At 62.1% G+C, this 23,163-nt stretch carries 19 protein-coding genes; 8 read left to right on the top strand and 11 right to left on the bottom strand.

Annotated elements, in window-relative coordinates:
• Positions 1–8 precede the first annotated feature (8 nt).
• The 7 genes from BFW87_RS17775 to BFW87_RS17745 all read right to left on the bottom strand — a co-directional run bounded on the left by BFW87_RS17775 (position 9) and on the right by BFW87_RS17745 (position 8,347).
• The gene (locus BFW87_RS17775) at positions 9–1,019 is read right to left on the bottom strand and encodes a chemotaxis response regulator protein-glutamate methylesterase (RefSeq protein WP_078741055.1); all 1,011 of its coding nucleotides are present in this window, start codon (positions 1,017–1,019) and stop codon (positions 9–11) included.
• On the bottom strand, positions 1,016–3,292 hold the full coding sequence (locus BFW87_RS17770; RefSeq protein ID WP_078741054.1) for a hybrid sensor histidine kinase/response regulator: 2,277 nt from the start codon (positions 3,290–3,292) through the stop codon (positions 1,016–1,018). Before BFW87_RS17770 ends, BFW87_RS17775 begins: the two co-directional genes overlap by 4 nt.
• The gene (locus tag BFW87_RS17765; RefSeq protein WP_078741053.1) at positions 3,289–3,990 is read right to left on the bottom strand and encodes a chemotaxis protein CheW; all 702 of its coding nucleotides are present in this window, start codon (positions 3,988–3,990) and stop codon (positions 3,289–3,291) included. The genes BFW87_RS17770 and BFW87_RS17765 overlap by 4 nt, the downstream gene beginning before the upstream one ends.
• Positions 3,987–5,246: a CheR family methyltransferase gene (locus BFW87_RS17760; protein WP_078741052.1), complete on the bottom strand. Its 1,260-nt coding sequence runs from the start codon at positions 5,244–5,246 to the stop codon at positions 3,987–3,989. The genes BFW87_RS17765 and BFW87_RS17760 overlap by 4 nt, the downstream gene beginning before the upstream one ends.
• Positions 5,243–5,755 carry a chemotaxis protein CheW gene (locus BFW87_RS17755; RefSeq protein ID WP_078741051.1) on the bottom strand — a complete coding sequence of 171 codons (513 nt, stop codon included), beginning with the start codon at positions 5,753–5,755 and terminating at the stop codon, positions 5,243–5,245. The genes BFW87_RS17760 and BFW87_RS17755 overlap by 4 nt, the downstream gene beginning before the upstream one ends.
• Positions 5,755–7,377: a methyl-accepting chemotaxis protein gene (locus tag BFW87_RS17750; RefSeq protein ID WP_078741050.1), complete on the bottom strand. Its 1,623-nt coding sequence runs from the start codon at positions 7,375–7,377 to the stop codon at positions 5,755–5,757. Before BFW87_RS17750 ends, BFW87_RS17755 begins: the two co-directional genes overlap by 1 nt.
• Before the next feature lie 262 nt (positions 7,378–7,639).
• The gene (locus tag BFW87_RS17745) at positions 7,640–8,347 is read right to left on the bottom strand and encodes a tellurite resistance TerB family protein (protein ID WP_078741049.1); all 708 of its coding nucleotides are present in this window, start codon (positions 8,345–8,347) and stop codon (positions 7,640–7,642) included.
• A gap of 168 nt (positions 8,348–8,515) precedes the next feature.
• Between BFW87_RS17745 and BFW87_RS17740 the strand changes: the two genes are divergently transcribed.
• The 8 genes from BFW87_RS17740 (at position 8,516) to BFW87_RS17700 (ending at position 18,726) form a co-directional block, all read left to right on the top strand.
• On the top strand, positions 8,516–9,427 hold the full coding sequence (locus BFW87_RS17740) for a LysR family transcriptional regulator (RefSeq protein WP_078741048.1): 912 nt from the start codon (positions 8,516–8,518) through the stop codon (positions 9,425–9,427).
• A 132-nt stretch (positions 9,428–9,559) separates the two neighbouring features.
• Positions 9,560–11,017: a gamma-aminobutyraldehyde dehydrogenase gene (locus BFW87_RS17735; protein ID WP_176159769.1), complete on the top strand. Its 1,458-nt coding sequence runs from the start codon at positions 9,560–9,562 to the stop codon at positions 11,015–11,017.
• 72 nt (positions 11,018–11,089) lie between these two features.
• A complete protein-coding gene (ydcS, locus tag BFW87_RS17730; protein ID WP_078741046.1) occupies positions 11,090–12,241 on the top strand; it encodes a putative ABC transporter substrate-binding protein YdcS in 1,152 nt (383 codons plus the stop codon).
• Positions 12,242–12,447: 206 nt separating this feature from the next.
• Positions 12,448–13,482: an ABC transporter ATP-binding protein gene (locus BFW87_RS17720; protein ID WP_078741044.1), complete on the top strand. Its 1,035-nt coding sequence runs from the start codon at positions 12,448–12,450 to the stop codon at positions 13,480–13,482.
• Position 13,483: 1 nt separating this feature from the next.
• Positions 13,484–14,413, top strand: a complete 930-nt coding sequence (locus BFW87_RS17715) for an ABC transporter permease (protein WP_078741043.1) — start codon at positions 13,484–13,486, stop codon at positions 14,411–14,413.
• The gene (locus tag BFW87_RS17710) at positions 14,403–15,212 is read left to right on the top strand and encodes an ABC transporter permease (protein WP_016977919.1); all 810 of its coding nucleotides are present in this window, start codon (positions 14,403–14,405) and stop codon (positions 15,210–15,212) included. Before BFW87_RS17715 ends, BFW87_RS17710 begins: the two co-directional genes overlap by 11 nt.
• A 150-nt stretch (positions 15,213–15,362) precedes the next feature.
• Positions 15,363–16,787, top strand: coding sequence for a gamma-aminobutyraldehyde dehydrogenase (locus BFW87_RS17705; protein WP_078741042.1), 1,425 nt, complete (start codon positions 15,363–15,365; stop codon positions 16,785–16,787).
• 313 nt (positions 16,788–17,100) lie between these two features.
• The gene (locus BFW87_RS17700; RefSeq protein ID WP_078741041.1) at positions 17,101–18,726 is read left to right on the top strand and encodes a glucan biosynthesis protein D; all 1,626 of its coding nucleotides are present in this window, start codon (positions 17,101–17,103) and stop codon (positions 18,724–18,726) included.
• Between the two features lie 127 nt (positions 18,727–18,853).
• Here BFW87_RS17700 and BFW87_RS17695 read toward each other — a convergent pair whose 3' ends face one another.
• The 4 genes from BFW87_RS17695 to BFW87_RS17680 form a co-directional block, all read right to left on the bottom strand.
• Positions 18,854–19,039, bottom strand: a complete 186-nt coding sequence (locus BFW87_RS17695) for a hypothetical protein (RefSeq protein ID WP_078741040.1) — start codon at positions 19,037–19,039, stop codon at positions 18,854–18,856.
• 196 nt (positions 19,040–19,235) lie between these two features.
• Entirely contained in the window at positions 19,236–19,781 is a 546-nt protein-coding gene (locus BFW87_RS17690; protein ID WP_078741039.1) for a GNAT family N-acetyltransferase, read from the bottom strand.
• Positions 19,782–20,024: 243 nt separating this feature from the next.
• Positions 20,025–21,131, bottom strand: a complete 1,107-nt coding sequence (locus tag BFW87_RS17685; protein ID WP_078741038.1) for an NADH:flavin oxidoreductase/NADH oxidase — start codon at positions 21,129–21,131, stop codon at positions 20,025–20,027.
• Positions 21,132–21,257: 126 nt separating this feature from the next.
• Positions 21,258–23,159 carry a potassium transporter Kup gene (locus BFW87_RS17680; RefSeq protein ID WP_078741037.1) on the bottom strand — a complete coding sequence of 634 codons (1,902 nt, stop codon included), beginning with the start codon at positions 23,157–23,159 and terminating at the stop codon, positions 21,258–21,260.
• Positions 23,160–23,163: the final 4 nt, after the last annotated feature.

Here is a 23,163-nt window from a genome sequence, read left to right as displayed (position 1 = left end):
GGTCTTGATCATTTTGCAAAAACCTCCAGCAATCGGGGCGCAATTCTGTCCAGTGGGCGAATTTCGACAGCAGCATCAATTGCCGCCGCCGCTTTGGGCATGCCATACACCGCCGAGCTCTGCTGATCCTGGGCGATGGTCAAATATCCTTGTTCACGCAGCAACTTGAGCCCTTGGGCCCCATCGCGCCCCATACCCGTCAGCAATACGCCGACGGCATCTCCATTCCAGTAACTGGCGACGCTCTCGAAAAACACGTCGATGGACGGCCGGTAAATCTCGTTCACTGGCTCTGCTGTATAGGCTAGCGTGCCATTTTTCAACAAGCGAATATGGTGATTGGTGCCGGCCAGCAGCACCACACCACTTTGTGGCGGCTCGCCCTCACGGGCCAGGCGCACCGGCAGGCCGGAGGCGCTGCTCAACCACTCGGCCATGCCCGCGGCAAACACCTGGTCCACATGCTGCACCAGTACGATGGCGGCAGAAAAGTCCCGTGGCAAACCCTTGAGCAGGGTTTCCAGGGCAGCCGGCCCGCCCGCCGACGAACCAATCGCCACCAGCCTCTGGCGTGTACCCGTGCTGCGCTGGGGCGTGGTGTCGGTGCGCACACGGCTGCCACGCTGGCCAACCAGCCAGCCGATATTCAGAATTTTGCGCAGCAAGGGCGCCGCCGCGTCCTTGGGATTGCCCACGCCGAGTGCCGGCGTGTCCACCACATCCAGGGCGCCGTGGCCCATGGCTTCGAACACACGGCTGACGTTAGCCTGGCGGTCCACGGTGACAATAACAATCGGGCACGGCGTCTCGGCCATGATCTGCCGCGTGGCCTCCACGCCGTCCATCACCGGCATGATCAGGTCCATCAGAATCAGATCCGGGGTCAGCTCGGCGCAGCGTTGCACGGCTTCCAGGCCATTGGTCGCGACCCACGCCACTTCATGCGCGGGCTCGAAACTCAGGGCACGGCGCAGCGCCTCCACGGCCAGGGGCATGTCATTGACGATCGCAATCCTCATGCCCGGGCGCCTCCAATCAGTTCAACCACGGCGTCCAGCAGGGCGTCATCGTGGAAACTGGCTTTAGCCAAATAATAGTCGGCGCCAGCGTCGAGCCCACGGCGCCGGTCTTCTTCGCGATCCTTGTACGACACCACCATCACCGGCAACGATTGCAGGCGACTATCACGACGCAAGAGTGTGACCAATTCGATACCGTCCATACGAGGCATATCAATGTCAGTGATGAGCAGGTCGAAGTCTTCGGAGCGCAACGCGTTCCAGCCGTCCATGCCATCGACTGCGACAGCCACTTCATAACCGCGATTTAGTAACAACTTGCGTTGCAATTCACGCACCGTGAGCGAGTCGTCCACCACCAGCACGCGTTTGCGCGGCGCCTCGGTGGTTTGCTGGCTGCGCCGGGCGATGCGCTCCAGGCGGCCGGTGTTGAGCAACTTGTCCACCGAACGCAGCATGTCTTCAACATCAACAATCAACACCACCGAGCCGTCATCCAGCAACGCCCCGGCAGAGATATCCTGAACCTTGCCCAGTCGCGCATCCAGCGGCAGCACCACCAGCGTGCGCTCGCCGATAAAGCGCTCCACGGCAATGCCATACACCGCCTCACGCTCGCGGATCACCACGACTTTCAGCGTTTCTTCGTTACCCTGCCCCGGCGGGCGCTGCAGCAACTGGCTGGCAGCGACCAGGCCGACATGCCGGCCCTCGTGCCAGAAATGCTGACGGCCCTCCAGCTGCACAATGTCATCCGGCGCCAAATCGCACATGCGCTCGATATGCGCCAGCGGGAATGCGTAAGCTTCTTCGCCCACCTCCACCACCAGGCTGCGCACCACCGACAGGGTCAATGGCACCTCCAGGTGAAAGCGACTGCCCTGCCCCGCCGTCTGCTCCAGCACTACCGCGCCGCGCAGTTGGCGCACCATATGTTGCACCGCATCCAGGCCAACACCACGCCCGGACACTTCGGTGACCTTGTCACGCAGGCTGAAGCCCGGCAGGAACAGAAACGTCAGCAGTTCCTCTTCGCTCAGGCGCAGCGCCGTTTCCAGCGGTGACAGGTGCCGGTCGACGATGGTGCCGCGCAGGCGTTCAAGGTCGACGCCATTGCCGTCGTCACTCAACTCCAGCACCAGCAAACCGGCTTGATGGGAAGCGCGCAAGCGAATCACGCCCTCGGCGGGTTTGCCGGCCAAAATGCGCTGTTCGGGCATTTCGATGCCGTGGTCGACAGCATTACGCAGCAAGTGGGTCAGCGGCGCTTCGAGTTTTTCCAGTACGTCACGGTCGACCTGGGTCTTTTCGCCCTCGATTTCCAGGCGCACTTGCTTGCCCAGGCTGCGGCCCAGGTCACGCACCATACGCACCTGCCCCGCCAGCACATCGGCAAACGGGCGCATGCGGCAGGCCAATGCGGTGTCGTAAAGCACTTGGGCGCGCTGCCCGGCCTGCCAGCCGAATTCGTCCAGCTCGGCGGTTTTTTCCGCCAGCAACGCCTGGGCTTCGCTCAACAGCCGGCGAGTGTCGGCCAACGCTTCCTGGGCTTCAAGGCTCAATTCCAGCGCCTTAAGCTGGCTGTCCAGCGCGTCCAGGGCCCGTACGCTGTTGCTTTGGATGCGTTTGAGGCGTTGCATGCTGGCCAGGTAGGGCTTGAGCCGCTGGGTTTCCACCAGCGATTTGCTCGACAAATCGAGCAGGCTGTTCAAGCGCTCGGCGGTGACGCGCAACACGCGCTCGCCGCCTTCAGTCATGGGTTTGGTCTGGCGCGGGGCCGACGCAGCGACTTGCGGCGCGGGTTCGGGCTCCGGCGGCAACGCTTCAAGCACAGGCGCCGAGGCAGGCTCGGGCGGCGGCAGCACTTTTTTTACCGGCGCTTGGGCGGGGTCCAGCAGACGCTCCATCAGCGCCACGTAGCCCTCGATATCCGCCGGGCCCACGTCATTGCCGGGTGTGGCGATGCGCATCAGCAGATCAGTGCCTTGCAGCAGCGCATCAATATGTTCGGGTTGCAGGTACAGACGGCCTTCCTGGGCGCTGACCAGGCAATCTTCCATCACATGGGACACGCTGACACCCGCGTCCACGCCGACGATTCGCGCCGCGCCCTTGAGCGAGTGCGCTGCGCGCATGCAGGCTTCGAGCTGGTCGGCCTGGGTCGGATTGCGCTCCAGAGCCAGCAAACCGGCGCTCAGCACCTGGGTCTGCGCGTCGGCTTCCAGGCTGAACAGTTCCAGCAGCGAGGCATCGCGCATCTGGTCGGGGGTCATGTGAGGCTCCGGGTCACGGCAGACAACAATTGCGCCTCATCCAGCCAACGCAGGCTTCGGCCTTTCCACTGCAACACGCCCTGGGTGTAGCGCGCGCTGGCCTGGGTACCCGAGGCCGACGCCGCATTCAGGATGCGCTCGTCGATGGCATGAATGCCATCCACTTCATCCACCGGCACCACCACCGGGCCGTCTTGCGCAGCGATGATCAACATGCGCGGCATGATGCGCCCACCCGTCGCGCCGCTGCCGGAGCTGTCCAGCCCGAGCAGCTCCACCAGCGACAGGCACGCCACCAGCGCACCCCGCACGTTGGCCACGCCAAGCAGCGCCCGCGAACGCTGGTGCGGCAGCGAGTGGATCGGTTGCAGCGGCGCCACTTCCACCAGGCAACGGGTGGCGATGCCCAGCCATTCTTCGCCCAGGCGGAAGATCAGCAACGAACGGGTGACCACATTCGAGTCGACTTCGGCCGCCGCCTGCGGGCGATGGTCGTCTTGTTGCAAGGCATAGCGGTCGAGCAAGCGCGTGGCGGCGGCGGAATACACCGAGCAATTGCGGCAATGGATATGCTCCGCCAACAGCGGGCAGGACTTGTCGCCATGAATGCCGATGCGGTTCCAGCAATCGTCGATGGCCTGGGTGTCGGCCAGGGTCAGGTTCAGGCCTGCGGTGTCGAGCGCGTCGGGGCTACTCATCGTTTGGGCTCACTGTCAGCTCGCTCGCTACGGGCGGCGCGTGCCTGCAAACGGCGCGCCCCCGCACTGTCGCCCTGGGATTCCAGCAACGCGGCCAGGTGCATCAAGGCCTGCGGGTGCTGGGGTTCCAGGTACAAGGCTTTTCTATAATACCCCTGGGCTTCCAGGGCGCTGCCGGCCACGTCGCTCAACAGCCCCAGCCAGTAATACACCTGGGCGGCCGGCGGGTGGTTACTCAGATACTGCTCACAGGCGGCGCGGGCCTCGGCACTTTTGCCTTCGTTGGCCAGGGTGGCGATGCGGCTGAGCAAGTCGCCTGCGTCGGACTGCGGCGCCTTGATCGGCACCACCTGCGCCCCCGTCGTACTGAACGGCCGCGGTTTGGCCGGGATCGGTGCGGCGCTGCGCTGAGGCAAGGGCGCAGGCATCGGCACAAACACAGGCTGCGCCGTGACCGGCTCCACATGCCGGCTGAACGCAAAGGATTGCGGCACGCCGATCGAACGCATGCCATGACGGCCCAGCAGGCTGCCTTCGGCGGGGCCGATAAACAGCACGCCGTCCACATGGGTCAGGCTTTTCAGCACATCGAAGACCTGCTTCTGGGTCGGCTGATCGAAGTAGATGAGCAGATTGCGGCAGAACACGAAATCGTAGGTCGGCTCATTGGCCAGCAGCGCCGGGTCAAGCAGGTTGCCGACTTGCAGGCGCACTTGCTCACGCACCCGGTCGTCGATGCGATAGCCGTCACCCTGCTCGGTGAAGTGGTGATCGCGAAAGCCGATATCCGCGCCGCGAAAGGAGTTTTTGCCATACACGCCATGGCGCGCGCGCTCAACCGACAGCGGGCTGACATCCAGGCCCTGCACCTTGAACTGGTGCGGGGCCAGGTCTGCATCAAGCAAGGCCATGGCGATCGAATAGGGCTCTTCACCGGTGGAGCACGGCAGGCTGAGAATACGCAGCGCGCGCATCTGCTTGATCTCGACCAGACGCGCCTTGGCCAAGCGGGCCAGGGTCGCAAAGGATTCGGGGTAACGGAAAAACCAGGTTTCGGGGACGATTACCGCCTCGATCAGCGCTTGCTGCTCATCATGGGAACTTTGCAGGCGCTGCCAGTAATCCTCCAGGTTTTGCGCATGCATGGCCTGGCTGCGCTGGCGTACGGCGCGGTCGATGATCGCCTCACCCACCGAGGCCACGTCCAGGCCGATGCGCTCCTTCAGAAAGGCCGAGAACCGCGGGTCGCTGCTCATAGGCTCAGCTCGGCTGAAAACAGCAAGTCACGGACCTCTTCCGTGAGCAGGTCGGCGATGCCGATCCACTGCATCAGGCCCGACGCATCTTCACGTACCGGCCCCAGGTAGGGCGCCTGACGGTTGTCCAGGCCGTAGGGCTGGAACTCGGCAGGGTCGCAGCGCAGGGTGTCGGTGGCCTGTTCAAGGATCAAGCCCAGCCAGCGCGCCTCGACCCAGGGTTGCGGCTGATAATTGACCAAGACCAGACGCGTGCTGGTGCGGGCCTGGGCGGCCACACCAAATGTCAACGCGCTGAGGTCGATAACCGGCACTAGCGCACCACGATGGGCGAAGATGCCCGCCACCCAAAGCGGCGCATGGGCGATGGGTTTGAGCGGCAGGCGCGGCAGTACCTCGGCCACTTCGGTGGCCTTGAGGGCATAGCGTTCGCTGCCGATGTTGAACACCAGGAACAGCGCTTTTTTGGCGGCCGGGGCGCCGCCGCGTTTAGCCGCGAGGTCGCTCATCAGACTTTGAAACGCGACACGCCGCTGCGCAGACCGACCGCAACCTGGCTCAGTTCATCAATGGCAAAGCTGGCCTGGCGCAGGGATTCCACGGTCTGGCTGCTGGCATCGCCCAGTTGCACCAGCGCGTGGTTGATCTGCTCGGCACCGGTGGCCTGGGCCTGCATGCCTTCGTTAACCATCAACACCCGCGGCGCCAGCGCCTGTACCTGATGGATGATCTGCGACAGCTGCTCGCCCACTTGCTGCACCTCGAACATGCCGCGGCGCACTTCTTCGGAGAACTTGTCCATGCCCATCACCCCCGCCGACACGGCGGACTGGATCTCACGCACCATTTGCTCGATGTCGTAGGTCGCCACGGCAGTCTGGTCAGCCAGGCGGCGCACTTCAGTGGCCACCACGGCAAAGCCGCGACCATATTCACCGGCCTTTTCAGCCTCGATGGCAGCGTTAAGCGACAGCAGGTTTGTCTGGTCGGCGACCTTGACGATGGTCACCACCACCTGGTTGATGTTGCCGGCCTTCTCATTGAGGATCGCCAGCTTGGCGTTGACCAGATCCGCGGCGCCCATCACTGAGTGCATGGTTTCTTCCATGCGCGCCAGGCCTTGCTGACCGGAACCGGCGGCGACCGAGGCCTGATCGGCGGCGGTGGACACTTCGGTCATGGTGCGGACCAAATCCTTGGAAGTTGCAGCGATCTCGCGCGATGTTGCGCCGATTTCGGTGGTAGTCGCCGCCGTCTCGGTCGCGGTGGCCTGTTGCTGCTTGGAGGTGGCGGCAATCTCGGTGACGGAGGTGGTCACCTGCACCGAAGAGCGCTGGGCCTGGGACACCAGAGCAGTCAGCTCGGTCATCATGTCGTTGAAGCCGGTTTCCACCGCGTTGAATTCGTCTTTGCGTTCCAGGTTCAGGCGTTTGCTCAGGTCGCCGTCGCGCATGGTGCCGAGGATCGAGACGATCCGCTGCATCGGCGCCATGATTGCGCGCATCAGCAGCAGGCCGCAGAGACCGGCGGCGAGGATGGCGACCAGCAACGACACGAACATGCTGAGTTTGGCGGCGGCGACCGAGGCGTCAATCGCGTCCGTCGCACGGTCAGCGACGTTTTTGTTTTCAGTGATGATGTCATTGAGTTTCATGCGCCCTGCCGTCCAGGCGGGCGTCAGGCTGGTGGTGAACTCTTTACGTGCACCAGCCAGGTCATTGCGCTGCAGGCTGTCGAGCACGGTCGCCAGGCTCTTGTTATAGGCCTGGTGCAGGGCTTCGAATTTATCGAACTCTGCCTGGTCGTCGCGGCCATTGATGGTTTTCTGATAGTTGGCCATCTGCGTCTGGATGCGCCCTTCAAAGGTCTTGAAGTCGGCCTTGTCGGCGTCAGTCAAGCCCTTGTCGTCGCGCAGGCCAAGCAACTCCAGGGTTTGCAGGTAACTGTCGACCCAGGAACTGCGAATCATCGAACTGAGGTAAACCCCCGGCACCGCGTCATCACGGACCGATTGTTCGCTGACCTCAATTTTCAGCAACCGCGAATAAGAGACCACAACCATTAACAGCATGATGGCGATAATGACCGCAAAGCTAGCCAAAATCCGTTGGCGCAAGGTCCAGTTCTTCACAGTATTTCCTCGAAGGGCCGATCAAATGCCGACGAGTATAGCTGAGCAGAAGCCCTCATTTATCAACGGGTTTTGATGTAGCGCTCACGGAATGCAAAAACATTGCAATGTGACGCTTGTGTGAAAGCTGGCTTGTGTGGGAGCTGGCTTGCCTGCGATAGCATCACTGCGGTGTGACTGACACACCGAGGCGCTTGCATCGCAGGCAAGCCAGCTCCCACACAAGCGGCTCCCACATTATTAATCGGCTCAGGGCCGGTAGTTATTGGCTCAGCCGCACCTGTTTCTCCAACTCGGCCTTCAGGCCGGGCTCAAGCTTGAGCTGGCGCGCCAACTCGTCCAGATACGCCTTTTCCATAAAGTTTTCTTCGTCCACCAGCATCACGCTGGCGATGTACATCTCGGCCGCCATCTCCGGGGTAGCGGCGGCGCGGGCCACATCAGCCGGGTCGAGTGGCTTGTTGAGTTCGGCGTGCAGCCAGTTTTGCAGCTCACGGTCATTATCCAGCTTGGTGAACTCGCCTTCGATCAGCGCGCGTTCACGCTCGTCCACATGCCCGTCGGCTTTCGCCGCCGCCACCAGCGCCTTGAGAATGCCCTGACTGTGCTGCTCGACCTGGGCCGGTGGCAGACGGTCGATGGTTTGCGGCTCGCCCTGAGGTGCGCTGGCCTGTTGCGCTTGCCAGTTGCCGTAGGCCTTGTAGGCAATCACGCCCAATGCGGCCAGCCCGCCGTAAGTCAGGGCCTTGCCGCCGAATTTGCGCGCTTTTTTATTGCCCAGCAGCAGGCCCATGGCACCGGCCGCGAGGGCCCCACCACCGGCGCCGCCGAGCAAACTGCCAAGCCCGCTGCCGCCAAGCAAACCGCCGAGGGCGCTCTTATCGCCCTGTTTGTGTTGGCCGCCGGCTTTCTTTTGCAGCATGTCCTGACCGGATTTGAGCAACTGATCGAGCAATCCACGGGTATTCATTCGCAGCCTCCAGGCACTTGGGTTCATAGGAGCAATAGGCACCCAGCGTAAAACCAAGTGCCAAAAAGCCGCGATATAGAGTGCTTCCAGATGTAACGCCGCTACCCTTCGCTTAAATCGATATACACTCGGGAAAATCTATAAAAACACCCCACTGGTAATTCCAGCATGATGACCTTGCGTCAAATCCGACACTTTATTGCCGTGGCCGAGACCGGCTCGATCTCCGCCGCTGCGCAAACGGCGTTTATTTCCCAGTCGACCCTGACCCTGGCGATCCAGCAACTGGAACAGGAAATCGGCGTCAATCTGTTCAACCGCCATGCCAAGGGCATGACCCTGACCCATCAGGGCCACCAGTTCCTGCGCCAGGCCCATCTGATTCTCGCCACCGTCGACAACGCCAAGCGCAGCCTGCAACAGAGCACCGATCAGGTGGCCGGGCAGTTGATCATCGGCGTAACCAGTCTGGTCGCCGGCTATTACCTCGCCGATTTGCTCACCCGTTTCCAGCGCGCCTACCCCAATGTGGAAATCCGGGTGATGGAAGACGAGCGCCCTTACATCGAGCATTTGCTGGTCAGCGGCGAAATCGATGTAGGGGTTTTGATTCTGTCCAACCTGGAAGACCGCCACGCCCTGCAGACCGAAGTGCTCACCCACTCGCCCCACCGCCTGTGGCTGCCGGCGCAGCACCCGTTGCTGGAACACGACAGCATCAACCTCGCGGACGTCTCCCGCGAGCCGCTGATTCAACTGAATGTGGACGAAATGGGCCACAACGCCCAGCGCATGTGGACCGGCGCGGGATTACAACCCCGGGTTACGTTGCGTACAGCGTCGACGGAAGCCGTGCGAAGCCTCGTGGCCGCAGGCCTTGGCGTGTCGATCCAGCCCGACATGACTTACCGGCCATGGTCCCTGGAAGGCGACATCATCGAAGCGCGGCCGATTGCTGACCTCAGCCAGACCCTCGACGTAGGCCTGGCCTGGCGCCGCGGCACCGCACGCCCGCCCCTGGTGGACCCGTTCCTGACCGTGGCCCGCGAACAACCGCACCCACGCAAGCCATCTATTTAATCGAATGCTGCTTTCAGTATTTAGTATTTGTTGACCTCGCGCCTGACCTCTACTCTCAGTTCATCCATAAGAGAAGGGTCAGGCGCTCGCAAGAGAACGCCCATGGCCCTACAAGAAAAGAGATCGCGAAAAATGTCCGGCGCGCCCACCCCGCTGCTCACTGCGTTGCTGATCGACGGCGAACTGGTCCAGGGCCAGGGTTTTGCCGAGCCGATCATCAACCCGGCCACCGGCGAAGTGCTCACCCAGATCGCCGAAGCCAGTACCGAGCAGGTTGAAGCCGCCATTCTTGCGGCCCACCGCGCGTTTGCCGGTTGGTCGCGCACCACGCCGCAGCAACGCTCGAACATTCTGCTGGGCATCGCCGACGCCATCGAAAAACAAGCCGACTACCTTGCCCGCCTGGAATCCCTGAACTGCGGCAAGCCGTTGCACCTGGCGCGCCAGGACGACCTGGGCGCCACCGTGGACGTGTTCCGCTTTTTCGCCGGGGCCGTGCGCTGCCAGACCGGGCAACTGAGCGGCGAATACCTGCCGGGCTACACCAGCATGGTGCGGCGCGACCCGATTGGCGTGGTGGCGTCCATCGCGCCGTGGAATTACCCGTTGATGATGGCCGCGTGGAAGATCGCTCCCGCGCTGGCGGCCGGCAACACGCTGGTGTTCAAGCCTTCGGAACATACGCCGCTGTCGATTCTCGCCCTCGCCCCTGCGCTTAACGCGCTGCTGCCGCGCGGCGTGATCAACATTCTGTGTGGCGGCGGCGAAGGTGTCGGCGCGCATCTGGTCAGTCACGCCAAAGTGCGCATGGTTTCGCTGACCGGCGATATCGTCACCGGGCAAAAAATCCTCCAGGCCGCGTCCAAAACCCTTAAACGCACGCACCTGGAACTGGGCGGCAAGGCGCCGGTGATCGTGTGCAACGACGCTGACCTGCAAGCCGTAGTCGAAGGCGTGCGCGCTTACGGCTACTACAACGCCGGCCAGGATTGCACCGCCGCCTGCCGCATTTATGCCCAGGCCGGAATCCACGACAAGCTGGTCGCCGAACTGGGCGCCGCCGTCAGCAGCCTGCGCTTTGCCGGCAAGCGCGATGCCGATAACGAACTCGGCCCGCTGATCAGCACGCGCCAGCGCGACCGTGTGGCCAGTTTTGTCGAACGCGCTCTTGGCCAGCCGCACATCGAACGCATCACCGGCGCCGCCGTGCATTCCGGCGCGGGCTTTTATTACCAGCCGACCCTGCTCGCCGGTTGCAAACAGACTGATGAAATCGTCCAGCGCGAAGTGTTTGGCCCTGTCGTCACCGTCACCCGCTTCGACGAACTGGAGCAGGCGGTGGACTGGGCCAACGACTCCGAATACGGCCTGGCCTCGTCGGTGTGGACGCAAAACCTGGACAAGGCCATGCAGGTCGCCGCGCGCCTGCAATACGGCTGCACCTGGATCAACAGCCATTTCATGCTGGTCAGTGAAATGCCCCACGGCGGCTTGAAGCGCTCGGGGTATGGGAAAGATCTGTCCAGCGATTCACTGCAGGACTACAGCGTGGTGCGGCACATCATGGCCCGCCACGGCCAGCACCTTTAAAACAACAACTAAGCTCATGCGTCACTGGCTGCACACACTGCCCCGACCATAATTAAAGAAGAGGGAACCCCCATGTCCGCGCACAAGACCGCACTGCTCAGCGCCCTGACCACCGCGCTGCTGGCCAGCGCCAGCCTCCAGGCTGCCGAACCGCTCAAAGCGGTCGGCGCCGGTGAAGGCCAGTTGGATATCGTCGCCTGGCCCGGCTACATCGAACGTGGCGAAAGCGACAAGGCCTACGACTGGGTCACCGGTTTCGAGAAGGAAACCGGCTGCAAGGTCAATGTGAAAACCGCCGCCACCTCTGACGAAATGGTCAGCCTGATGGCCAAGGGCGGCTATGACCTGGTCACTGCCTCCGGCGACGCCTCGCTGCGCTTGATTGGCGGCAAACGTGTGCAGCCGATCAACACCGCGTTGATCCCGAACTGGAAGAACATCGACCCGCGTCTCAAGGACGCGCCGTGGTACGTGGTCGGCCAGCAAACCTACGGCACGCCCTACCAGTGGGGCCCGAACGTATTGATGTACAACACGAACGTGTTCAAGACCGCGCCCACTAGCTGGAATGTGCTGTTCGAAGCGCAGAACCTGCCGGACGGCAAGCCGAACAAGGGCCGCGTGCAAGCCTATGACGGCCCGATCTACATCGCCGATGCGGCGCTGTACCTCAAATCGACCAAGCCGGAACTGGGCATCCAGAGCCCGTACGAACTGACCGAAACCCAGTACAAGGCCGTGCTGGAAGTGCTGCGCGCCCAGCAACCGTTGATCCATCGCTACTGGCACGACACCACCGTGCAAATGAGTGACTTCAAGAATGAAGGTGTGGTGGCCTCCAGCGCCTGGCCGTATCAGGTCAACGGCCTGGTCAACGAGAAGCAGCCGATTGCGTCGACCATTCCCAAGGAAGGCGCCACCGGCTGGGCCGACACCACCATGTTGCACAGCGAGGCCAAGCATCCGAACTGCGCCTACAAGTGGATGGATTGGTCGTTGCAGCCCAAGGTTCAGGGTGATGTAGCGGCGTGGTTCGGTTCGCTGCCGGCGGTGCCTGCGGCGTGCAAAGAGAGCGAACTGCTCGGCGCCGAAGGTTGCAAGACCAACGGTTTCGACCAGTTCGACAAGATCGCTTTCTGGAAAACCCCACAGGCTGAGGGCGGCAAATTCGTGCCGTACAGCCGCTGGACCCAGGATTACATCGCGATCATGGGCGGCCGCTGACGTCCCCCGGGCCACACAGTTCCAATGTGGGCAGGGTTTGTGTGGGAGCTGGCTTGCCTGCGATGCAGACACCTCGGTGTTTCAGCCAGACCGAGGTGATGCCATCGCAGGCAAGCCAGCTCCCACAGTGATTACAGATTCCCAGATTTTTCAGAAGTCCAGGCCGGGCCGCTGCGACGACCCGCGCCTTTTTGGAGCACCGCACCATGACGCTTGCAGTCCAATTCACCCACGTTTCCCGTCAGTTCGGCGAAGTGAAAGCCGTTGACCGGGTTTCCATCGACATTCAGGACGGCGAGTTCTTTTCCATGCTCGGCCCTTCCGGCTCGGGCAAAACCACCTGCCTGCGCCTGATTGCCGGGTTCGAGCAACCGAGCGCAGGCTCGATCCGTATTCATGGCGAGGAAGCAGCCGGCTTGCCGCCGTATCAGCGCGACGTGAACACCGTATTCCAGGATTACGCGCTGTTTCCCCATATGAATGTGCGCGACAACGTGGCGTACGGCCTCAAGGTCAAAGGTGTCGGCAAGGCCGAGCGCCTCAATCGCGCCGAAGAAACCCTGGCGATGGTCGCCCTCGGCGGCTACGGCGAGCGCAAACCGGTGCAGCTCTCCGGTGGCCAGCGCCAACGCGTGGCCCTGGCCCGTGCGCTGGTCAATCGTCCGCGTGTGTTGTTGCTCGATGAGCCGCTCGGCGCCCTCGACCTGAAGCTGCGCGAACAGATGCAAAGCGAGCTGAAAAAACTGCAACGCCAGCTCGGCATCACCTTCATTTTCGTGACCCACGACCAGACCGAAGCGCTGTCTATGTCCGACCGCGTGGCGGTATTCAACAAAGGCCGCATCGAACAGGTCGACACGCCGCGCAACCTGTATATGAAACCCGCCACCTCGTTCGTCGCCGAGTTTGTCGGCACCTCCAACGTGCTTCGCGGCGAGCTGGCCCAACGCCTCAGCGGCAGCGCGCAGCCCTTCTCGATTCGCCCGGAACACGTGCGTTTCGCCGAAGGCCCGCTGGGCGCCGGTGAAGTGGAAATCAGCGGTTTACTGCACGATATCCAATACCAGGGCAGCGCCACGCGCTATGAACTGAAACTGGAAAACGGCCAGGCGCTGAACATCAGCCAGGCCAACAACCAGTGGCTGGACGTCAGCAGCGGCCATCAAGTCGGCCAGCCCGTCACCGCCCGTTGGGCGCGGGAAGCAATGACCCCGCTGACCGACATCGCAGGCGAGGTGTGACATGAGCCTGGCCCTATCCCAACCGCCGATGCGCAGGTTTTCCAACCTGCTGTATCGCAAGCCCAACCTCTATCTGGCGATGTTGCTGATACCGCCGCTGATCTGGTTCGGCGCAATCTACCTCGGCTCGTTGCTGACCCTGCTGTGGCAAGGCTTCTACACGTTCGACGACTTCACCATGGCCGTCACGCCGGACCTGACCCTGGCCAACTTCGCCGCGCTGTTCCAGCCGTCGAACTTCGACATCATCCTGCGCACCCTGAGCATGGCGATTGTGGTGTCGATCGCCAGTGCCGTGGTCGCCTTCCCCATCGCCTATTACATGGCGCGCTACACCACGGGCAAGACCAAAGCGTTTTTCTACATCGCGGTGATGATGCCGATGTGGGCCAGCTACATCGTCAAGGCTTACGCCTGGACCTTGTTGCTCGCCAAAGGCGGCGTGGCGCAATGGTTTGTGCAGCACCTGGGGCTGGAGCCGGTTCTGCAGTTCGTACTGGGCATTCCCGGCGTGGGCGGCAGCACCTTGAGCACCTCGCATTTGGGGCGGTTCATGGTGTTCGTCTACATCTGGCTGCCGTTCATGATTCTGCCGATCCAGGCCTCGCTCGAGCGTTTGCCGCCGTCACTGCTGCAAGCTTCGGCAGACCTCGGCGCCAAGCCGCGCCAGACCTTTATGCAGGTGATTTTGCCGCTGTCGATTCCAGGGATTGCCGCCGGTTCGATCTTCACCTTCTCGCTGACCCTGGGCGACTTCATCGTGCCGCAGCTGGTAGGCCCGCCGGGTTACTTCGTCGGCGGCATGGTGTACGCCCAGCAAGGTGCAATCGGCAACATGCCCATGGCGGCGGCGTTCACTCTGGTTCCCATCGTACTGATCGCTATTTACCTCTCCATCGTCAAACGCCTGGGGGCCTTCGATGCACTCTGAGAAATCGTCTATCGGGCTGAAGATCGCCGCCTGGGGCGGACTAGTGTTCCTGCACTTCCCGATCCTGATCATTTTCCTATACGCCTTCAATACCGAAGAAGCCGCGTTCAGCTTTCCGCCCCAAGGCTTCACCCTGAAGTGGTTCAGCGTGGCCTTCGCAAGGCCGGACGTGCTGGAAGCGATCAAGCTGTCGCTGCAAATTGCAGCCATCGCCACGCTGATCGCCATGGTGCTCGGCACCCTGGCATCGGCGGCGTTGTATCGCCGTGAGTTCTTCGGCAAGCAAGGCGTGTCGCTGATGCTGATCCTGCCGATTGCCTTGCCGGGGATCATCACCGGTATCGCCTTGCTGGCGACGTTCAAGACGCTGGGCATTGAACCCGGGATGTTCACCATCATCGTCGGCCACGCGACGTTCTGCGTGGTGATCGTCTACAACAACGTGATCGCGCGGTTGCGCCGCACTTCCCACAGCCTGATCGAAGCCTCGATGGACCTCGGCGCCGACGGCTGGCAGACCTTCCGCTACATCATCATGCCCAACCTCGGCTCGGCGCTGCTGGCCGGCGGCATGCTCGCGTTTGCGCTGTCGTTTGACGAAATCATCGTCACCACCTTTACCGCAGGCCATGAGCGCACCTTGCCGCTGTGGCTGCTCAACCAGTTGAGTCGCCCACGGGATGTGCCGGTGACCAACGTGGTGGCGATGCTGGTGATGCTGGTCACGATGTTCCCGATTCTGGGCGCCTATTACCTGACTCGCGGCGGTGAAAGCGTGGCGGGTAGCGGCGGTAAATAACCTGCCACTGTTGAAACACGATCAATGTGGGAGCTGGCTTGCCTGCGATAGCGGTATCGACTGAACCACCGCTATCGCAGGCAAGCCAGCTCCCACAGTTGAACTGGGTTTCTTCAGGGAGATAACACTCGTTTTGAGGAGAGCTGAACCATGCAAACCAAACTCTTGATCAACGGCCACCTTGTCGAAGGCGAAGGCCCGGCTCAGGCCGTATTCAACCCGGCACTCGGCCGCGTGCTGGTGGAAATCAACGAAGCCAGCGAGGCTCAAGTCGACGCCGCCGTGCGCGCGGCCGATGCCGCCTTTGAAGGCTGGTCGCAAACCGCGCCGAAGGATCGCTCCCTGTTGCTGCTCAAACTGGCAGACGTGATCGAAGCCCACGGCGAGGAGCTGGCCAAGCTTGAGTCAGACAACTGCGGCAAACCCTACAGCGCCGCGCTGAACGATGAGATCCCGGCGATTGCCGACGTGTTCCGCTTCTTTGCCGGCGCCAGCCGTTGCATGAGCGGCTCGGCCGGCGGTGAATACCTGCCCGGCCACACCTCGATGATCCGCCGCGATCCGGTCGGCGTGATCGCGTCCATCGCGCCGTGGAACTACCCGCTGATGATGGTCGCCTGGAAAATCGCCCCGGCCCTCGCTGCCGGTAATACCGTGGTGCTCAAGCCGTCGGAACAAACCCCGCTGACCGCGCTGCGCCTGGTTGAACTGGCCGCTGAAATCTTCCCGGCGGGTGTACTCAACCTGGTGTTTGGCCGTGGGCCAACCGTGGGCAGCCCGCTGGTGAACCACCCGAAAGTGCGCATGGTGTCGCTCACCGGCTCCATCGCCACGGGTGCCAATATCATTTCCAGCACCGCCGACAGCGTGAAGCGCATGCACATGGAACTGGGTGGCAAGGCGCCGGTGATTATCTTCAACGACGCGGATATCGACGCGGCCGTGGACGGCATTCGTACCTTTGGTTTCTACAACGCCGGGCAGGACTGCACCGCTGCATGCCGCATCTACGCCCAGGCGGATATCTATGATGCGTTTGTCGAGAAGCTCGGCGCAGCGGTCGCCAGCATCAAGTACGGCCTGCAGGATGACCCGGCCACCGAGTTGGGTCCGCTCATCACTGCGCAGCACCGTGACCGCGTGGCGGGGTTTGTCGAACGCGCGGTGGCGCAGTCGCATATTCGCTTGGTGACCGGCGGCAAGGCGGTGGAAGGCAATGGCTACTTCTTCGAGCCGACGGTATTGGCCGATGCGCAGCAGGACGATGAGATCGTGCGCCGTGAAGTGTTCGGGCCGGTGGTGTCGGTGACCAAGTTCAATGACGAAGCACAGGTGCTCGGCTGGGCCAACGATTCGGACTACGGGCTGGCGTCATCCGTCTGGACCGCTGACGTAGGACGCGCCCACCGTTTGGCCGCGCGCTTGCAGTACGGCTGCACCTGGGTGAATACCCACTTCATGCTTGTCAGCGAAATGCCTCACGGCGGCCAGAAACTGTCGGGGTATGGCAAGGACATGTCCATGTACGGGCTGGAGGACTACACCACCGTTCGGCATGTGATGTTCAAGCACTGACGCATTACCCCTGTGGGAGCGGGCTTACCCGCGATGGCGATGTGTCTGTGCCGACGCTATCGCGGGCAAGCCCGCTCCCACATGGGATCTTCATAATTCTCGACTACCGTGTGCACAGACCCGGAAACACCTTGTTTCACATGCAACGCCATCACCCCGCTATCAATCATTTTTCCTGCACCATCGAACCGCTTAAGCTATCCGGCGTCTGTTTATTGTCCGTTGCGTTTGGCCGAAGGCATGTCCGAACCGTAATTTCTGATCCGCTACGTGCCAGGAAAGGCGCGGGATTTGCTCACGACAGGTTGTCTCTATGCACCGCAGGAATTTGCTCAAAGCGTCCATGGCCATTGCGGCCTACACCGGTTTATCGGCCAGCGGCCTGCTCGCTGCGCAGGCCTGGGCCGGCAACCGTGCTGCTGATGGCGAGGCCGTTGCCTTCGATTTTGAATCGCTCAAAGCCCAGGCGAAAAAACTGGCCGGGACGGCCTATAAAGACACCAAACAGGTGCTGCCGCCGACCCTGGCGACCATGACACCGCAGAATTTCAACGCCATCGGCTACGACGGTAACCATTCGCTGTGGAAGGAATTGAACGGCCAGCTCGACGTGCAGTTCTTCCACGTCGGCATGGGTTTCAAGACGCCCGTGCGCATGCACAGCGTCGACCCCAAGACCCGTGAGGCGCGCGAGGTGCACTTCCGCCCTTCGCTGTTCAACTACGCGAAAACCACGGTCGACACCAAACAGCTGACCGGCGACCTGGGTTTCTCCGGTTTCAAACTGTTCAAGGCACCGGAACTGGATCGGCATGACGTGCTGTCATTTCTCGGCGCCAGCTACTTCCGTGCAGTAGATTCCACCGGCCAGTACGGCCTTTCTGCCCGTGGCCTGGCCATCGACACCTACGCGAAAAAACGCGAAGAATTCCCCGATTTCACCCAGTTCTGGTTCGAAACCCCGGACAAGGACGCCACACGCTTCGTGGTCTACGCCCTGCTCGACTCGCCGAGCGCCACCGGTGCTTACCGCTTCGATATCGACTGCCAGGCCAATCAGGTGGTGATGGCCATCGACGCGCATATCAACGCGCGCACCGCCATCGAACAGTTGGGCATCGCTGCCATGACCAGCATGTTCAGCTGCGGCACCCACGAGCGCCGGATGTGCGACACCATTCACCCGCAAATTCACGATTCGGACCGCCTGGCCATGTGGCGCGGCAACGGCGAGTGGATCTGCCGCCCGCTGAACAACCCGGCCAAGCTGCAATTCAACGCGTTTGCCGACAAAGACCCGAAAGGCTTCGGCCTGGTGCAGACCGACCATGAGTTCGCCAGCTACCAGGACACCGTGGACTGGTACAGCAAGCGCCCAAGCCTGTGGGTTGAACCCACCACGGCATGGGGCGAGGGCTCGATCGACCTGCTGGAAATTCCTACCACCGGCGAAACCCTGGACAACATCGTGGCCTTCTGGACCCCGAAAAAACCTGTGGCCGCCGGCGATTCGCTGAATTACGGCTACAAGCTGTACTGGAGTGCCCTGCCACCGGTGAGCACGCCGTTGGCGCAAGTGGACGCGACCCGTTCAGGCATGGGCGGCTTCACCGAAGGCTGGGCACCGGGCGAGCATTACCCGGAGGTCTGGGCACGGCGTTTTGCCGTGGACTTCAAGGGCGGCGGCCTCGACCGCCTGCCGGCCGGCACCGGCATCGAGCCGGTGGTGACCTGTTCCCACGGTGAAGTGAAGGATTTCAGCGTGCTGGTGCTCGACAACATCAAGGGCTACCGCATTCTGTTCGACTGGTACCCGACCAGTGACAGCGTGGAACCTGTGGAGCTGCGGCTGTTTATCCGCACCCAGGACCGCACCTTGAGTGAAACCTGGCTGTACCAGTACTTCCCGCCTGCACCCGAGGCGCGCAAGTACACCTGATTTCTCGGCAGAATTAAGGCCATGTGGGAGCTGGCTTGCCTGCGATAGCATCCCCTCGGTGCATCAGATGTACCGAGGTGTCTGCATCGCAGGCAAGCCAGCTCCCACAGTGTTGTCAGGGTAGGCCTCAAAACCGCGACACACTCTTCATCGCCCCCATCAGATACCGCATTGCCACCTGATCGTTTTCGGTCAGGGCGCGGTACTGCTCCAGTAATTGCGCTTCATCCGAACTCAGCCTTCGGCCACGCAAGGACACCCTGCGGGTCAGAAAAGACATCACCACACCCGCTACACCATAGGACTTGGCCATGGACTGTTTCTCCTGATATCGATCTAAAACTCCTGATGCCCATCACCCGCCTTCCGTGAAGCGCAATGCCTCCCCGGACAAACAGACTGACTCCCTGGGCCAGAAATCAGACTTACCCTAAGCGTAGAAACAATCTCGTGTCGTGTGGGATTTTTTTAGAGTATTCACTTAAAAAAATTGCTGCGGTAACAAAGACCTACAGACCTTTCTCACACAATGGCCGGTACAGGTGAATGTCGTGAGGCTCCTGCGCCAACAACTCGGGGTCGGGTTGCGGCAACACTAAACAGCCGTGACGCCGGTAAAAATCCACGGTGTTGCGCGACTCGGTGGCAGACACATACAACCCATCGACGCCCACACTTCGGCCATGCTCACAGGCCAGCGCAAACAGCCGACCGCCCAGCCCCATGCCACGAACAGAATGGCTGACGTGCAGGAACTTCAACTGGCGCATGTTCAGGTTCTGGTTACGAATCGGACGGTTGTCCACCACCACGGCGGCCACCAACACCGCGCCCTCGAACACGCCCCACAGCCAGCCGCCGCGCAGGAGGCAAGCGCGCAGCGCCACGGCATCCTGCTCGGCCTCGCCTTCCGGCCAGCCGCGCATGTCGTGGAAGGCCGCGTACAGCACCAGTTCACCGTTTTCCATGCGATAGCATTCGTGAACCAGCTCTGTGCGGTCGATGCTTGCCAGTAAGGGGATGTCGCTTTCGTTTAACGCTCGCTCCACCAGCATGATGGCCTCCTGCTCTTGAGCGGCAAGCTTCAGGGTTGCGTTAAACGCGAGCAAGGAAAAAGGTCGTAGCCGTTACACCCTTGTGACGAGCGGGCTTGCCCGCGTTGGGCTGCGAAGCGGCCCTAAAACCAGACGCGTCGGTCTATCTGATGCAACGCGGCGGCCCTGTCAGGGGCCGCTTCGCGCCCCAACGCGGGCAAGCCCGCTCGCCACAGGGTGGGGCTCGGCAGAGCGCGTGTGGGATCAATCCCTCAGATCAGACTCATGAATCGGCTGATCCCGGTGGGTCGCCCGTTGGTATTGCGCCGGCCAGATGGCTTTGCGCCCACCCAGATCGTCGTCGGCGTGCAGCGGCCAGTACGGATCACGCAGCAATTCACGGGCGAGGAAGATGATATCGGCCTGGCAGGTACGCAGGATGTGCTCGGCCTGGGCCGGCTCGGTGATCATGCCGACGGTGCCGGTGGCGATGCCCGACTCTTTGCGCACGCGCTCGGCGAAGCGTGTCTGGTAGCCCGGGCCGACAGGAATTTCGGCATTGGCGGCAGTGCCACCGGAGGACACATCGATCAGGTCCACGCCCAAGTCTTTAAGGCGCCGCGCCAGCTCCACGGTTTCATCGGGGTTCCAGCCGTCCTCCACCCAATCGGTGGCCGACACCCGCACAAACAACGGCAAATCCTCAGGCCAGACTTCACGAACAGCCTTCGTCACGTCCAGCACCAGGCGGATGCGGTTTTCAAAGGAACCGCCGTACTTGTCCTGGCGCTGATTGCTGATGGGCGAGAGAAATTGATGCAGCAGGTAACCGTGGGCGGCGTGGATTTCCACCACTTCGAAGCCGGCGGTCAAGGCACGCTTGGCGGCGGCGACAAAATCACCGATCACTTGCTGGATTTGCCCTTCATCCAGCTGCTTGGGCTGGGTGTGATTAGGGTCGAAGGCAATCGGCGAGGCGCCGACCGGCACCCAGCCGCCGTCTTCCGGTTTGACGCTGCCGTGTTTGCCGATCCAGGGGCGGTGCGTGCTGGCTTTGCGCCCGGCATGGGCCAGTTGAATCCCGGCCACCGCGCCTTGGGCGGCAATAAACCGCGTGATGCGTTGCAGCGGTTCGATCTGTTCGTCCTTCCACAACCCCAGGTCCTGGGCGGTGATGCGGCCATCGGCAGTCACGGCGGTGGCCTCAGTGAAAATCAGCCCGGCGCCCCCCACGGCGCGGCTGCCGAGGTGCACCAGGTGCCAGTCATTGGCCAGGCCGTCCTCGGCCGAGTATTGGCACATCGGCGACACGGCAATGCGGTTGAGCAGGGTCAATTGGCGCAGGGTATAGGGTTCGAGCAGCTGACTCATGGCGCACCTCTTCTGGGTTCTGTGGGCACTGTTCAACAGTGCTTAGAGCCTAGTCGACAACGCTGGATTGCACAGGGTTCAGAAAGGAAAACGGGAGCCGATTGCCGGCTCCCGTGTAGCAACCGCTTACATTTCGACCTGGGTGCCCAGCTCGATCACGCGGTTTACCGGCAGCTTGAAGAAGCGCAGGTTGCCGTTGGCGTTTTTCAACATGAAGGCGAACAACGCCTCGCGCCAGCGTGCCATGCCTTTGATGCGCGAGGCGATCACGGTTTCGCGGCTGAGGAAGTAGGTGGTGCGCATCGGGCTGAAATCCAGGTCGTCCAGATGGCACAGCTTCAGGGCTTCGGGCACGTCCGGCTCGTCGGCAAAACCGAAATGCAGGATCACCCGGAAGAAGCCTTCACCGTAGGCATCCACCTCGAAACGCCGTGTCACCGGCACGCGGGGAATGTCCTCGTAGACCACGGTCAACAGCACCACTTGCTCATGCAACACCTGGTTATGCAGCAAGTTGTGCAACAGCGCGTGGGGCACGGCGTCGGGCCGCGCGGTGAGGAACACCGCAGTGCCCTGCACGCGGTGCGGTGGCTGCACGCGGATACTGCCGATGAAGATCGGCAGCGGCAGGCCGCCTTCGTCGAGGCGGTCGACCAATAGTTGCTTGCCGCGCTTCCAGGTGGTCATCAGCACAAACAGCACGATCCCCGCCAGCACCGGGAACGCGCCGCCCTGGATGATCTTCGGCACGTTGGCCGCAAAGTACAGGCCGTCTACCAACAGGCAGCAGACCAACACCGGCACCGCCAGGATCGGCGGCCATTTCCACAGCAGCAACATCACGGCCGACACCAGGATGGTGGTCATCAGCATGGTGCCGGTCACCGCCACGCCGTACGCCGACGCCAAGGCGTTGGAGGACTCGAAGCCCAGCACCAGCAAAATCACGCCGACCATCAACGACCAGTTCACCGCACCGATATAAATCTGGCCCTGCTCGGCGCTGGAGGTGTGCTGAATATGCATGCGCGGGATGTAACCCAGCTGGATCGCCTGACGCGTCAACGAGAACGCGCCGGAAATCACCGCCTGGGACGCAATCACCGTGGCCAGGGTGGACAACACCACCAGCGGAATCAGTGCCCAGCTTGGCGCCAGCAGGTAGAACGGGTTGCGCGCGGCTTCCGGATCGCCCAACAGCATGGCGCCCTGGCCGAAATAATTGAGCACCAGCGCCGGCAGCACCAGGATGAACCAGGCGCGGGCAATGGGCTTGCGGCCGAAGTGGCCCATGTCAGCGTACAGCGCTTCGGCACCGGTCAATGCCAGCACGACGGCGCCCAGAATTGCCAGGCCAATACCTGGGTGACTCTGGAAGAAACGCACGCCCCACATCGGGTTCAAGGCACTGAGCACTTCAGGGTGCAGGGTAATGCCGTATGCACCGAGGACGCCCAATACCAGGAACCAGGTGACCATCACCGGCCCGAACAGCTTGCCGATGCGGTCAGTGCCGTGCTTCTGGATCAGAAACAGCGCCACCAGCACCACCAGCGCAATCGGCACGACCCATTTTTCGAGGCCGTCGAACGCCAGTTCCAGGCCTTCCACCGCGGACAAGACCGAAATCGCCGGGGTGATCATGCTGTCGCCGTAGAACAACGCCGCACCGCACAGGCCACACACCACCAGGAAACTGCGCAGTTTTTTGCGCTCCCCCGCCGCCCGTCGCGCCAGCGCGGTCAAGGCCATGATGCCGCCTTCGCCCTGGTTGTCGGCGCGCAGCACGAACAGCATGTATTTGATCGACACGACCCAGATCAGCGACCAGAAGATCAGCGCCAGGATCCCCAGCACGCCGTCATGGTTGACCTGAACCCCGTAACCGCCAGTGAACACCTCTTTAAGGGTATAGAGCGGGCTGGTACCGATATCGCCGTACACCACCCCGACCGCCGCCACCAGCATGCCGATCGGCTTTGCGTTGGAATGTTCGGCACCTGCTGCCTGACTACTTGCCTGACCCATCAAC

Source organism: Pseudomonas fluorescens (assembly GCF_002022275.1).
Lineage (GTDB): Bacteria > Pseudomonadota > Gammaproteobacteria > Pseudomonadales > Pseudomonadaceae > Aquipseudomonas > Aquipseudomonas fluorescens_AJ.
Note: the sequence above shows the minus strand (reverse complement) of the source record. Positions and strands in the feature narration are given on the sequence as shown.

Bases quoted from the DNA above. Each gene is read 5' to 3' on its own strand.
- BFW87_RS17720 (WP_078741044.1), top strand. From the start codon at position 12,448: ATGACGCTTGCAGTCCAATTCACCCACGTTTCCCGTCAGTTCGGCGAA.
- BFW87_RS17760 (WP_078741052.1), bottom strand. From the start codon at position 5,246: ATGAGCAGCGACCCGCGGTTCTCGGCCTTTCTGAAGGAGCGCATCGGC.
- BFW87_RS17745 (WP_078741049.1), bottom strand. From the start codon at position 8,347: ATGAATACCCGTGGATTGCTCGATCAGTTGCTCAAATCCGGTCAGGAC.
- BFW87_RS17700 (WP_078741041.1), top strand. From the start codon at position 17,101: ATGCACCGCAGGAATTTGCTCAAAGCGTCCATGGCCATTGCGGCCTAC.
- BFW87_RS17775 (WP_078741055.1), bottom strand. From the start codon at position 1,019: ATGAGGATTGCGATCGTCAATGACATGCCCCTGGCCGTGGAGGCGCTG.
- BFW87_RS17685 (WP_078741038.1), bottom strand. From the start codon at position 21,131: ATGAGTCAGCTGCTCGAACCCTATACCCTGCGCCAATTGACCCTGCTC.
- BFW87_RS17710 (WP_016977919.1), top strand. From the start codon at position 14,403: ATGCACTCTGAGAAATCGTCTATCGGGCTGAAGATCGCCGCCTGGGGC.
- ydcS (WP_078741046.1), top strand. From the start codon at position 11,090: ATGTCCGCGCACAAGACCGCACTGCTCAGCGCCCTGACCACCGCGCTG.
- BFW87_RS17770 (WP_078741054.1), bottom strand. From the start codon at position 3,292: ATGACCCCCGACCAGATGCGCGATGCCTCGCTGCTGGAACTGTTCAGC.
- BFW87_RS17735 (WP_176159769.1), top strand. From the start codon at position 9,560: ATGTCCGGCGCGCCCACCCCGCTGCTCACTGCGTTGCTGATCGACGGC.
- BFW87_RS17690 (WP_078741039.1), bottom strand. From the start codon at position 19,781: ATGCTGGTGGAGCGAGCGTTAAACGAAAGCGACATCCCCTTACTGGCA.
- BFW87_RS17695 (WP_078741040.1), bottom strand. From the start codon at position 19,039: ATGGCCAAGTCCTATGGTGTAGCGGGTGTGGTGATGTCTTTTCTGACC.
- BFW87_RS17680 (WP_078741037.1), bottom strand. From the start codon at position 23,159: ATGGGTCAGGCAAGTAGTCAGGCAGCAGGTGCCGAACATTCCAACGCA.
- BFW87_RS17740 (WP_078741048.1), top strand. From the start codon at position 8,516: ATGATGACCTTGCGTCAAATCCGACACTTTATTGCCGTGGCCGAGACC.
- BFW87_RS17765 (WP_078741053.1), bottom strand. From the start codon at position 3,990: ATGAGTAGCCCCGACGCGCTCGACACCGCAGGCCTGAACCTGACCCTG.
- BFW87_RS17705 (WP_078741042.1), top strand. From the start codon at position 15,363: ATGCAAACCAAACTCTTGATCAACGGCCACCTTGTCGAAGGCGAAGGC.
- BFW87_RS17715 (WP_078741043.1), top strand. From the start codon at position 13,484: ATGAGCCTGGCCCTATCCCAACCGCCGATGCGCAGGTTTTCCAACCTG.
- BFW87_RS17755 (WP_078741051.1), bottom strand. From the start codon at position 5,755: ATGAGCGACCTCGCGGCTAAACGCGGCGGCGCCCCGGCCGCCAAAAAA.